The organism is Bacillus sp. FSL W8-1143 (assembly GCF_037965155.1).
In the GTDB taxonomy this organism is placed as follows: Bacteria; Bacillota; Bacilli; order Bacillales; family Bacillaceae; genus Bacillus; species Bacillus pumilus.
The window spans coordinates 386,166-400,771 of sequence record NZ_CP150182.1; the positions used below are offsets into that span (position 1 = coordinate 386,166).

Annotated in this window: 2 protein-coding genes; both read left to right on the forward strand. The window is 45.8% G+C overall.

Annotated features, from left to right (window positions below; genetic code table 11):
- Positions 1 to 12 precede the first annotated feature (12 nt).
- The gene (locus NSQ36_RS02035) at positions 13 to 10,707 is read left to right on the forward strand and encodes an amino acid adenylation domain-containing protein (RefSeq protein WP_339206604.1); all 10,695 of its coding nucleotides are present in this window, start codon (positions 13 to 15) and stop codon (positions 10,705 to 10,707) included.
- Positions 10,708 to 10,751: 44 nt separating this feature from the next.
- Positions 10,752 to 14,585 carry an amino acid adenylation domain-containing protein gene (locus NSQ36_RS02040; RefSeq protein ID WP_339206606.1) on the forward strand — a complete coding sequence of 1,278 codons (3,834 nt, stop codon included), beginning with the start codon at positions 10,752 to 10,754 and terminating at the stop codon, positions 14,583 to 14,585.
- Positions 14,586 to 14,606 lie beyond the last annotated feature (21 nt).

Here is a 14,606-nt window from a genome sequence, read left to right on the forward strand (position 1 = left end):
AGAGGTGGACATATGAGCAAGCAGAAGATTCAAAAGGTATATCCTTTAACACCCATGCAGGAGGGCATGCTGTATCATGCCATGCTAGACCCTAATTCCTCCTCTTATTTCACACAGCTTGAGCTTGGAATAAGCGGAGAATTTGATCACGCTCTTTTTGAAAAAAGTCTCAATGAGCTCATACGGACATATGACATTCTCCGTACAGCCTTTGTTTATCAACAATTACAAAAGCCTCGTCAGGTTGTACTTGCTGAACGTCATCTCGATGTGTATCGAGAGGATCTATCACATCTGAATCATCAAGAGCAGCAAAAGGTATTGGATCAATATAAAAAACAAGTGAGAAAGCAAGGATTTCATTTAACAAATGATCTGTTATTGAAGGTCGCTGTTTTTCAACTAAATGAAACAAATTGGCATCTAATTTGGAGCAACCATCACATCATCATGGATGGTTGGTCCATGGGTGTTTTAATGAAAAAACTGTTTCATTACTATGAATCTTTTCGGAACGGTCGAACGCCGGATCGCTCACAGGGTAAGCCTTATGCAGATTATATCCAGTGGCTTGGAAAGCAAAATAAACAAGAAGCGGAAAGCTATTGGCAGGAGCGTCTAGATGGAGCGGTTCAGCATCAAGGGCTGCTGCAGCAAAAAGAAGCGAACGGACAATACGACCATCAGGAATGGACGTTTACATGGGATGCTCAAACGGTACAAGCCATTCAAAATGTAGCAAGACAATGCCAAGTGACAGCCCCGAACCTGTTTCAGGCTGTCTGGTCTGTTCTTTTAGGCACCTATCATGCAGCTGATGACGTCACATTCGGCACCGTTGTATCGGGCAGACCTCCAAGTGTATCTGGAATTGAGCGCATGGCAGGGCTGTTTATCAATACGATACCCGTTCGAGTGACATTGGATCAGAAACAGACGTTTAAACAGCTGTTTCAAAAGGTTCAGCAGCACGCACTGGAAGCGGAAAACTATGATTTTATGCCGCTTTATGACATTCAGCAGAAGACAGCTGCTGGAGGGCAGCTTTTTGATCATTTGGTTGGGTTTGAGAACTATCCTTTAGATCAGGAGCTGTCTGGTGACACCATGTCTGCACGTCTTGGTTTTTCCATTGATGTAAAGGACGGATTTGAACAAACGAATTTTGACCTAAATATCCTTGTGTATCCAGGTGAAACATGGACATTGAAAATCAAATACAACGCCATAGCTTTTGAAGAAAAGATCATTGAAAACATATCGAAACATCTAACCAATCTCATGAAGCAAATCATCCAAAACCCTGAAGTACGCCTTCAGGACGTGACGTGTATCACGGAAGAGGAGAAGCAGCAGATCAAAGCGTGGAATCAGACGGAGCGAGATTATCCGAAGCATCTGTCTATTCCTGAGCTGCTCAATGAACGTGTGAAGGCGCAGCCTGACCATCTGGCATTAGTTGAAGGCGATCAAACATTCACGTACGAGGAGCTCGGACAAGAAATCAGTCGTTTAGCTGGCAGTCTTATTGAGAAAGGCGTACAGCCAGGAGATGCTGTTGCAGTGTATATGAACCGATCAGCTGATGCGGTGATTGCCATTTTAGCAGTTCTGCACGCAGGGGCAGCTTATGTGCCGATTGATCCTTCGCAGCCTGAAGAAAGAATCCGATTTATGCTTGAGGACAGTGGCGCATCCATTTTGCTTCATGCTGATAGTCCGCCGCCAGTTGATGAACAGATCAAGGCTGTACATGTGACGAGTCAGCCTCATCACTCACACATGGATGTATCAGTCAGGACGTCTCCATCTCACTTGGCGTATATCATGTATACATCGGGATCAACTGGACAGCCAAAAGGGGTTCAAATTGAGCATCAGCATATTGTGAGATTGGCTTGCTCTCAGGAGAAATTAGGCTTGAATAAGTCGGATCGTATGGCTCATACAGGGGCCGTCAGCTTTGACGCCATTACCTTTGAAATCTTTACCACGCTGCTGGGTGGGGCGACGCTGTATCCTGTTGACCGCGATACTTTATTGGATATTCATCGATTTGAACAATTTATCCAAACACATCAGATCACGACGCTCTTTTTAACGACTGGATTATTTAATCAGCTCGCTCAGCAGCGGCCACAAATGTTCAAAGGATTAACCACATTAATTACAGGCGGTGACGTGATCAATGTGAAGAGTGCGGAGCTTGTGAAACAGCATCATCCAGCACTTGTCTTGCTGAATGCCTATGGTCCAACAGAAAATACAACCATCTCGACCATTTACGAAGTAAGAGGAGATGAAACGGGTCCAATTCCAATTGGCCAGCCGATTAACCATTCGTCGGCTTATATTTTAGATGGTGATCAACGATTGCAGCCAATTGGAGCGCCAGGAGAGCTGTATGTTGGCGGGGATGGTGTCGCAAGAGGATATCTCCATCGTCCAGATTTGACCAATCAAGTATTCATGGCAGATCCTTTTAAGCCGTCAGGCCGTTTGTATCGAACAGGTGATTTGGCTCGGTATGGCGCGGATGGCCAAATCGAATTCCTCGGCCGGACAGATGATCAGGTGAAAATTCGAGGCTTCCGTATTGAGCTTGGTGAAATTGAATCAGTGCTTCAACAAAAAGCGGGCATAGATGATGCGGTTGTGCTTGTCCATTCGTTTTCCTCAGATGAAAAGGAAATCACTGCTTACTTCACAGGGACAATGACAGAAGAAGAAGTGCGAGATTTATTTAATCAAGAGCTCCCAGCTTATATGGTGCCGCACCATGTGATGAAGCTGGATGCTTTTATGCTCACATCGAACGGCAAGGTAGATCGAAAAGCTTTACCAAAGCCGGACGAAGCGTATCAGGAGAAAAAGGAAATCATTCAGCCTGAGACAGAGACAGAAAAGGCACTCGCTCAAATTTGGGAGGAGCTTCTTGGAAAAACGGTAGGAGTAGATGAACATTTCTTCATGGCTGGCGGGCACTCTCTTAAAGCGATGATGATGTCCGCGAAGATTCAAGAGGTGCTTCAAAAGGAAATGCCGATTCAAGTGATTTTTGAGAAGCCGACGATTCGTTCATTAGCGGCATATATCGATCAGGATGGTCAAGAAGAAATGGGGCATCCGATTTTACCAGCAGAGCAGGCGGACGAGTATCCGGTATCACCAGCTCAGCGCCGTTTATACATTTTGCAGACACTCGAACCAGAGAGTACGAATTATCATATTCCAATCGTCTTAACGCTTGAAGGAACACTCGAATATCAGCGGCTCAAATCAGCGTTCGATCAGTTGATCCAAACGCATGAAATCCTAAGAACGAGTTTTCATATGAATGGAGAAGACATTGTTCAAAGAGTGAATGAATGGACGGGATTTGACCTTCCTGTTCATGATATCAAGGAAGAAGAGGCGGAGGCATTTCTTTCTGAACATCAATCACCATTTGATTTAACAGCTGCGCCTTTATTACGAGCCCAGTTGTTGAAGGTCAGTGAAAACCGTCATCTTCTCGTCTTGGAAGCACATCATCTCATTACAGATGGCAGCTCCATGAAGACGTTCATACAAGATTTGGCGAAGGCCTATGATGGCGAAGCTCTTGCAGAAAGAGCCATTCATTATAAAGATTACGCTGTCTGGCAGTTAAGTGAAGAAGAGACGGAGAAACAGAAGGAGCATGAAGCCTATTGGCTGAAGCAATTCGAAGGAGACTTGCCAGTATTAGAGCTGCCAACTGATTTCTCGCGTCCAGCGGAACGTGATTTTTCAGGAGAACGATTCATGTTTGGCTGTGATCAAGCGACGACTCAGCGGATTCATGACCTGCTTCAGAAAACAGATACGACCATGTACATGTTCTTGTTATCTGCTTTTCAGGTGCTGCTTGCCACCTATAGCGGTCAGGAAGATATCATCGTTGGTTCCCCTGTTGCAGGACGGACACATCCTGATATACAGGACATGCCGGGGATGTTTATCAACACCGTTGCGATGCGCGGAAAACCAGAGCAAACAAAGACATTTTTACAGCTGCTTGAAGAAATAAAAGAAACGAGTGTTGATGCTTTTGCTCATCAAAGCTATCCGCTTGAAGAGTTAATTGCACTTCTTCCGTTAGATCGTGATACAACCCGAAGCCCGCTCTTTAGCGTGTCATTTAACATGCAGAACATGGAGGTTCCCGCGCTAAAGCTCGGCGACCTGCACATTTCGCCTTATGCCATACAGCATCACTCAGTCAAATTTGATTTGTCTCTAGAAGCATTTGAACGAGAGGGAGCATTAAAGCTGAGCTTTGACTATGCAGCGGCGTTATTTAAAGAAGAGACGGTCCGCAGATTCGGAACGCATCTTCTGGCGATTATTCATGAAGCGGTCCAACACCCGGAGGAACAGATCGGCTTGCTCCCTATTCTTGAACAGCATGAGCAAATAGAGCGGTTGGAGAAAAAAGACGAAGTGCAAACAAATCATCATGAGCCTTTCCACGTCCAATTTTCACGTCAGGCAAAGGAAACACCAGATGCCATTGCGGTGATGGATGATCAACGGAAGCTCACTTACGGCGAGCTGGAAGACATGTCAAATGCGCTTGGCAGTGAACTGAAGATACGTGGCGTCGAGAAAGAAAAGACTGTAGCGCTGATTCTTGATCGCTCTGTCTATGTCATCGTTTCAATGCTTGGTGTGATGAAAGCAGGAGGTGCATTTGTGCCAATTGATCCGGCCTTCCCTGCGGAACGTATCAATTACACGTTAGAAGATTCAGGTGCACAAGTGATCGTAACAAATGAGTCTCTTGCAGGGTCCTATCAACATCACAAGTCGATTCAGGTCGTGCAGGTTGAAAAAGCAGTACTTCAAAGCCGCATGTTAGATTTACCGGAAGCATCAGCCAATCAACTTTCGTATGTGATTTACACATCTGGGACAACAGGAAAACCGAAGGGTGTTCAGCTCACGCATCGTAATCTATCACACTACGTTAACTGGCTGACAAATGAGGTGACATTGCAAGAATGCGATCGGACGGCACTTCTTTCTTCTTATGCATATGATCTTGGTTACACAAGCATTTTCCCTGTCTTAAAGGCAGGAGGAACCCTGTATGTGCCTCGTGAAGATGTGTATACAGACCCGGTACGACTCATGCGTTTAATTGATGAACAAGAGCTGACTTATATCAAAATGACACCATCCTTATTTCATATGATGGCAGATTCGAAGGATCATGCATTTAACGCTTTACGCCTTGTCATACTTGGAGGAGAATCGATTGTCTCTGAGGACGTTGAGACATTTATGGAGCAGCATCCATGTGTGGCTGTGATGAACCACTACGGCCCGACAGAGACAACCATTGGAACTGTGACCAAGCTGATCACAAAGCAAGAGCAAGGCACACTCAAGGATCGCTCTGTGATCGGGCAGCCAATTGCTCATACAAGAGCGCTCGTACTCAATCGTCAGCAGCGCCTCGTCCCTTATGGCGCACCTGGAGAGCTTTATATATCAGGGGAAGGCGTATCGAGAGGGTATTTGAATCAGCCTGAATTAACGACAGAGCGTTTTCTAGAAAATCCGTATTTTTCTGAAGAACGGATGTATCGTACAGGAGATTTGGTCAGACAGCATGCAAATGGAGACATTGAATTTCTCGGAAGAATAGATGATCAGGTGAAAATCCGCGGCTATCGTATTGAGAAGCAGGAAATTGAGCATGCCGCACGTGCACGATTATCCATTCAAGAGGTGTATGTCAAAGTACTTCATATGTCCCGTTTACCAGAGCTTGCACTCTATTACACGTCGCCTGAACCGATTGGAACACTGACGTTTAGAGAAAAGCTTGCGGAGACACTGCCGGATTATATGATCCCAACGTACTTTGTCAAAGTCGACCACATCCCGCTCGCGCAAAACGGAAAGGTAGATGCGAAGTCTCTGCCGCTTCCGCACGAGGTGCATATGAATCGCGCGGTGCATGTAGCACCAAAAACGGCACTTGAGCAGACGCTTTGCGATATTTGGTCAGAAGTACTTGCGGTTGAACAAATAGGTGTGCATGATCACTTCTTTGAATTGGGAGGTCATTCCCTCAAAGGCATGGTGCTCATTTCAAAAATGCAAGCCAAGCTGAACAAGCATGTGCCGCTCAAAGTCCTTTTTGAAAAGCCAACGATACGCGCTATGGCAGCTTATTTAGAAGAAGTGGGTTCCTCGGACATGACATCCATTCAGCCGGCGGAGAAGCAAGATTTCTATCCTGTCTCTTCTGCTCAAAAGCGGATGTATGTGTTGCAGCAGCTGCATCCAGAAGCAGTGACTTACCATATGCCTGCCGTATTGATGATGGAAGGCAGTCTAGATGTAAAGCAGCTAGAAGAAGCGCTGCAAGCCTTGATCGAACGACATGAATCATTGCGGACAGCCTTTGTAGAAATTGACGGCGTACCCGTTCAAAAAGTGTATCGCCGAGTGCCGTTTACGTTAGAGGTTGTTGAAGTAGAGAAAGGTCATGAGCAACCTGTCATAGACGCATTCATCACCCCATTCTCATTACATCAAGCACCATTAATGAGGGCAAAGGTGGCGAAGTTTTCTGAAGAAAAATATGTGTTCATGATGGATATGCACCATATCATCGCAGATGGTGTCACACGCAGTCTGCTCATTCAAGAATTGGCAGAGCTGTATGAGAAAAAGACGTTACCGCCAGTTCAGCTGCACTACAAGGATTATGCGGTGTGGCAGCAGGAAGAAAAGCAGCAAGCGCTGCTCCAGAAACAGCGTCAATATTGGCTGGAGCAATACGCAGAGCCACCTGAAGATTTGGCACTGCCACTTGATTTTCCGCGCCCTCATGTCCAGTCATTTGAAGGAGACCGAGTCGATAGATGGTTATCTCCTGAGAAGGTGCAGACCATTAAAGCACTCATGGCTGAAAAAGGTGTAAGCATGAACATGGTCATGCAAACGGCATTTGCTATTTTCCTTTCCAAATTAACTGGGCAGACAGATATCGTTATAGGCGCTGTCACAGCAGGACGTACACATGCTTCAATCGAACGGGTTCCAGGCATGTTTGTGAATACACTGGCTCTTCGACATGAAGTGCAGCTCGAGGAAACGACAGCACAATTGCTTGAAAAAATGAAAGATCGAAGTCTATCAGCCTATGAACATCAAGAATTTCCGTTTGAGGAATTGGTAGCACAGTTAGATCTTCCGAAAGACACTAGCCGCAACCCATTGTTTAGTGTCATGCTGACAACGGATGACCGTGATATGACGTTACCGAAACTAAATGGATTCAAGCTTTCGCAAAAACAGCAAGAGACAGTTCATGCAAAATTTGATGTAACGCTCGGTATATTCGAAGAAAAGAACAAAGTGGGCTTACGCTTTGAATATGCAACGGCGCTGTTTAAAAAGAAGACCATTCAGCGTTGGAGTCGATATTATGAACAAATCATAGACGAGATGCTGGCGAAGCTAAATGAACCAATTTCATCGCTTTCGATCTTAAATGAAGAGGAAAAACAAGAACTGATCAATGAATGGTCAGGCCCTGTGCTACATGTACCGTCAGATCAAACGGTTCATGCACTGATTGAGGCTAAGGCATACCAGACACCTCATCAAAAAGCGGCGACCTTCCGCGGAACGAGCTGGACGTATGAGGAACTGAACAATCGGGCAAATACAGTCGCTTCAAGGCTCATCTCAAACGGCATAAAAAGAGGAGACCGCGTCGGCATTCTCACCCGTCCGTCCCTTGACATGACGGCAGCCGTCCTTGGCGTCCTGAAGTCAGGTGCGACATTCGTTCCAATTGATGCGGATTATCCGGATCAGCGTATTGCCTACATGCTGGAAGACTGCGGGGCAGAGGTGCTTCTCATGCAAAAAGGATTAACTGCACCAACTTCCTTTGCAGGTCATGTCCTGTTGATAGAAGATGCCGTAGAAGGCGAAGCACAAGAAATTCAGGTTCATGTCAAACCAACAGATCTCGCCTATATGATTTACACATCTGGAACGACAGGACAGCCGAAGGGTGTCATGGTTGAGCACCATTCTCTTGTCAATCTTGCGTTCTGGCACAATGATGCCTTCCAAGTGACAAACGCGGACCGAACCGCCAAATATGCCGGCTTTGGCTTTGACGCTTCCATTTGGGAAATGTTCCCGACATGGATCGCCGGCGCAGAGCTGCACATCATTGATGAAGCGATTCGTCTCGATATGATCAAGCTCAATGCGTATTTCAATGACGAAAATATCACCATTGCATTCCTGCCAACTCAGCTATGCGAGCAGTTTATGTCGATGGACAATCACTCCTTGCGTTACTTACTAACAGGAGGAGACAAGCTGAAACAGGTAAAACCAGTTCCATATCAACTCGTGAATAACTACGGTCCGACAGAAAACACCGTCGTGGCGACAAGCGGGATCATCGATCCAGATCAAGGCACGCTTCCGATCGGAACAGCGATTGCCAATACCCGTTTTTACATTATGGGTTCGTTATATGACCTCTCGCCGCCAGGCGTACCGGGTGAGCTTGTGATCGCAGGAAAAGGACTGGCAAGAGGGTACTGGAATCTTCCGGAGGAAACAGAGAAAAGCTTTGTCCCAGATCCATTTTATCCAGGTGAGCGTATGTACCTGACAGGCGACTTAGTGAAATGGACAGAGGATGGCGAGCTAATCTATCTCGGCAGAAAAGACCATCAGGTCAACATCCGCGGCTTCCGGATTGAGCTGTCAGAAATTGAAGCTCAGCTTCTTGAACTGAATTCAGTCAAAGAAGCAGTCGTGACAACGGTCAAAGATGCCAGTGAACAGGATGCCCTTGCCGCATATGTCATCACGGAGAATGAAACAGAAGACTTAAAAGAAAGCTTAAAACGCACGTTGCCAGACTATATGGTGCCTTCATGGATCATTAAGCTTGACCAACTGCCGATGACGGCAAATGGCAAGGTCGATCTGAAAGCATTGCCAGCACCTGATATGGAAGCGAACCAAACAGCATACGAAGCGCCAAGAGACGAAGTGGAAACACTACTATGCGGCATTTGGGAAGACGTGCTTGGCGTCAGCCAAGTCGGCATTCACGATCACTTCTTCTTCCTTGGCGGAGATTCGATTAAAGGCATTCAAATGGCAAGCAGGCTCACACAAGCGGGCTGGAAGCTTGATATGAAGCTATTATTCCAGTACCCAACCATTGCCGAGCTGCGCCCATATATCGAAGAAGCTGATCAACTGACAGCCAACCAATCATCGGTTGAAGGGGAAGTCATGTTGACTCCAATTCAACGCTGGTTCTTTGAACGAACATTCACTGACCAGCATCATTGGAATCTCTCGATGATGCTTCATGCGCCAAATGGATTTGACCTTTTGATGACAGAACAAGTGATGCAGAAATTACTTTCACATCATGATGCACTGCGCATGGTATACAGGCAAGAGGATGGCGGCATCCTGCAATACAATCAGCGGGAGCTCACTGAACCGATTGCGGTTATTTCTCATGATGTCTCTAAAGAGCACGACGTGAAAAAAGCCATTTCCACCTATGCCAACGAGTATCAGCGTCAGCTGAACCTCGAAACAGGTCCGCTCATGAAAGTGATCTGTTTCCGTGCAAAAGATGGCGATCACTTACTTATCGTGACACACCATCTTGTTATTGATGGTGTCTCATGCCGAATTTTACTAGAGGACTTTATGTCTCTTTATCAACAGGCTGCCCAAGGACAAACGCTCGTCCTACCGCCTAAAACCCACTCCTTTAAAGAATGGGCAGAGGCGATCGAACGATACGCACAGTCTAAGCCGTTAAAAAGCCAAAGTGAGTACTGGAATGAGATTGACAGGACCCCAATGACCACTTTACCTGTTGATCATGAAGTAACGAAAAGAAAAGTTGCTCAAACAAAAGCAGTACAGATGCAGCTTTCAGAGTCTGAAACCGAGCATCTTTTAACAGACATTCATCTACCGTACACAACGGAAATGAACGATATTCTTCTATGTGCGCTCGGTCTTGCCGTTCAGGAGTGGACAGGTGAATCCCATGTACATGTGCAGCTTGAAGGTCATGGAAGAGAGGATATTTTATCAGGGCTGGATGTCTCCCGCACGGTTGGATGGTTTACGAGTATGTACCCAGTCGTACTGAAAGCAAAGCCGGATCAGACCGTAGCTGAGGCTATTAAAGGAACGAAAGAGATGCTGCGGCGTGTCCCGAATAAAGGGATCGGCTACGGGATTTTAAAATACCTCACAGCCACTGAATCGTCAGGACAGCATGTACAGCCTGAAATCAGCTTGAACTATCTGGGGCAGATTGATCAGGAAGTGACGACAGAACTCTTTAGACCGTCCGCCTATGATATGGGACGACAAGCAAGCTCTGATTCAGAAGCTGTCTATAAGCTGAATCTCAGTGGTCTTGTTCAACACAATCGATTCATGTTGTCGTGTTCCTATTGTACAGATGAATATGAAGAACAGACGATACAGCAGTTCATGGCATTGCTAAAAGAAAAAATCCAATCCATCATGACTCATTGTTTAGCACAGCACGAACGAGAATTTACGCCAAGTGATTTCTCTGCTGGTGACCTTGAAATGGATGAAATGGACGATATATTTGACATGCTTGAGGAGAAATTGACCTAACAACATGAGATCAGTCATAAAAACGGGAAGGGAGGATGAAATAGATGAGTTCATTTAAAAGGGATCAAGTTCAAGACATGTATTATCTGTCACCGATGCAAGAAGGCATGCTGTTTCATACCCTCCATCACCAAGAAAAGGGCTTTTATGTAGAGCAAATGGATATGAACGTAAAGGGCACACTGCGTCATGACTTACTTGAGAAAAGCATGAATGTCATCGTGGAGCGGTACGATATTTTTCGTACCGTATTTCTCCACGAAAAAGTGAAGCGCCCTGTCCAAGTTGTGCTGAAGAAACGTCCTTTTACGCTTGATGTGGTGGACATGCAGAATCTTTCTGAAGACGAACAGCTTGTACGTCTTGAGACATTTAAACAACAGGATCGCCTGAGAGGATTTGACCTTTCGAAGGATGCTCTCATGCGGGCAACAGTTTTCCAAACGGGCCCTGCCAGCTATCGCTGGATATGGAGCTATCATCATATCCTTCTTGATGGCTGGTGCTTTGGGCTTGTGGTGCAGGAGTTATTTACGATTTATCATGCCCTTTTACATGACATCCCTTACAAACTGGAACCGGTTAAACCGTACAAAGAATATATTCAATGGCTTGAAAAACAAGATAAACAAGCATCACTTCAATATTGGCAGCAATCATTAGCCGGGTTTGATGGACAATCTACCTTTAAAGAACAGAGAAAGCAAACGAATGAACATGAATTAGGCGAATTGGAATGGTCGATGAGCAAGGGAGAAACAGCTGCTTTATCAGAGTTAGCGTTCCAGCAAAATGCGACGTTAAGCAGTGTGCTGCAATCGGTCTGGTCAATTCTGCTGAGCAGATATCAGCGGTCAAATGATGTGCTGTTTGGCACGGTTGTGTCGGGACGTCCGGCAGATTTGGCTGGTGTTGACAGAATGGTTGGCTTGTTCATCAATGTCATCCCAAGAAGAATTCAGCTGACAGATGACATGACATTCCGTTCTCTTCTGTCAGAAACGCAGCAGCAGTCTCTTGCAGCCGAGCCGCATCAATATATTCCGATTTATGATATTCAGGCAAAGACAGGTCATCAGCCACTCATTGATCATATTGTCGTGTTTGAAAATGTCCCAGCCGCAAAGAAGGACGAGCAAGAGGCGCGGTTAGGATTTACTGTGGAAAACATGAATGTGTATGAAAAATCGAACTATGATCTCAATTTGCTGGCATCACCAGGAGAACAATTGCAATTGAAGCTGGCCTTTAACAAAAAAGCATTTGATCCTCAATTTGTTCAACGGTTAAAGGAGCAGCTGAGTTTATTGATGAGCGAGGCGATCAAGCATCCTGATCAATCGGTTCATACACTTACACTTGTCACGAAACAGGAAAAGCAGCTGATTCTTGAGGAATGGAATGCGCCCGAGCTTGAGCATGACCAGCTATATTTGTCGAAATGGTTTGAGCATAATGTCCGCAAACAACCGAATGCGGTCGCATTATCAGCAGGTGAGCACACGATGACATATGCGGAGCTGAATGAACAAGCTAACCGATTGGCAAGACATTTGCAAAAAAATGGGGTCACGCATCAAACGGTCATCGCCATTTTAGCGGGCCGCACGCCTGAACTGATTGTCAGTCTACTTGCTGTCTTAAAAGCAGGTGCAATCTATGTGCCAATTGATCCCGATTATCCAGAAAGCCGCATTCAATACATGCTTAAAGACAGCGGAGCAACGCATCTACTGACTCACTCATCCTTTATCGGTCAAGTGAAGGGACTTGCGTTTGATGGAAAGTATCTGTTTGCAGATGATCAAGAAATTTCACTGATGAGCTCAGAGAATCTGCCGCTTGAAGCAGGCTTACACGATACGGCTTACATCATGTATACGTCTGGTACAACAGGTCAGCCAAAAGGCATCATGACGACCCATTCCAATATTGCCCGGGTGGTCAAAAATACAAACTACTTAACCATTTCAGAAACAGATACACTGCTGTCATTATCCAACAGCGTATTTGATGGCTTTACATTTGATGTGTATGGCGCACTTTTAAACGGAGCGAAGCTTGTCTTGCCGAAAAAAGAGACCATTTTAAACATGGGCGAGCTGACGGGATTGATTAAAAGGGAAAACATTTCTGTCATGTTTGTTCCAACGGCATTATTTAATCTCCTTGTTGATGAAGAAACCGACTGGATGCGTAGTGTGCGCAAGGTGCTATTCGGAGGAGAGCGGGCATCGGTACAGCATGTGAGGAAAGCTTTTGCTGTCATGGGGAAAGGCAGACTCATCAATGTCTACGGCCCAACCGAATCAACAGTATTCGCCACTTATTATCCAGTCGATGAGGCTCTGCCGATGGAAGCGCGTTCGATTCCAATCGGAAAGCCGCTCAACCAGACGGGTGCTTATATATTGAGTCAGCACAGGCAGCTTCAGCCGATTGGAATGGTCGGAGAGCTTTGTCTGAGCGGCAAAGGGCTTGCGAAGGGGTATTTGAATCGTCCTGATCTGACAAAACAAGCCTTTATCGCGCATCCATTTGCTGCGGGAGAAAGGCTGTATCGTACAGGAGACTTGGCTTATTTTCGAACGGACGGTTTGATTGAGTATGCAGGCAGAGTGGATGATCAGGTGAAAATTCGCGGTCACCGAATTGAGCTGACAGAAATTGAAGCCCACCTTCTCATGCATCCAGGTGTAAAACAAGCGGCTCTTATAGCTGATCAGCATAACACGCAGCATACAAGGCTGCTCGCCTACATGACGTGTGAGGAGGAGTGGAAGGATAAACTGGATGTGATCAAATCAGGGCTGAAGGAAAAACTTCCGGCTTACATGCAGCCTCATGACCTGATCAGACTTGAGAAAATACCACTTACGCCAAATGGAAAGGTTGATAAACGTCAGCTGCCAAAGCCAGAGGTGCCTCAAGGAAACCGTCATGTGAAGCTTCCGGTAAATGAGGTAGAACAAAAGCTACTTGTGATGTGGCGGGAAGTGCTTGAACGAGAAGATATCAGCACAGATGACCATTTCTTTGAGCTTGGCGGGCATTCATTAAAAGCGATGTCGCTTTTATCCAAGATGTCGAAGGAATTCGATGTTCAGGTGCCTATTCACTTGCTGTTTGAGACGCCTACCATTGAAGCAATCAGCCGTTATATTCAACAGCAGGATCAGGAAGCAGCCGGCTATCTTGTATTCAATGAATCTCAAACGCCAACAGTCTTTGCTCTACCCCCATTACCAGGCTATGGCTTTATCTATCAGGAAGCCGCAAAAACGCTCGATGGTGTTCGTTTGATCGCCTTTGACTTTATTGAAGCTGATCACCGAATCACGCAATACGTTCAGCATATCCAGCACCTTCAGCCTGAAGGACCGCTGACTTTGATGGGTTACTCTGGCGGGTGCTACCTAGCCTTTGAGCTTGTTCAATCGCTCGAACAAGCAGGGCGGACCGTCGAAAAAGTCATCATGATCGATTCCTATAAGAAAATAGGAGAAAGTGATTTAGAAGGACGATCCATTGATGACGATATTGCAGCGATCGTCCATCAGTCGAAGCAAAGTGAACTTGCCCAAGCGGAGCTCATTCAAGACGCGCTTGCTCAAAAAACGAGGGCTTACTATGAAACTTTTGTTAAGGGGGTGAACCAAGGAGAGATACAAGCAAACATTGATTTCATCCAATCCGAAGAAAACATTGCGATACCAGAATGGATGGAACATTGGGAAACTGCGACGACCGGCGCTTATCGACAATATCAAGGCTATGGTCAGCACGCCGACATGTTCAAAAACAAAGAATGTGCCGCCCGAAATGCACAGCTAATTAAAGAAATAGTCCATCATAAAAATAGAGAAACAGTCTTGTGAACTTTAGATGAGGCAGGGGTG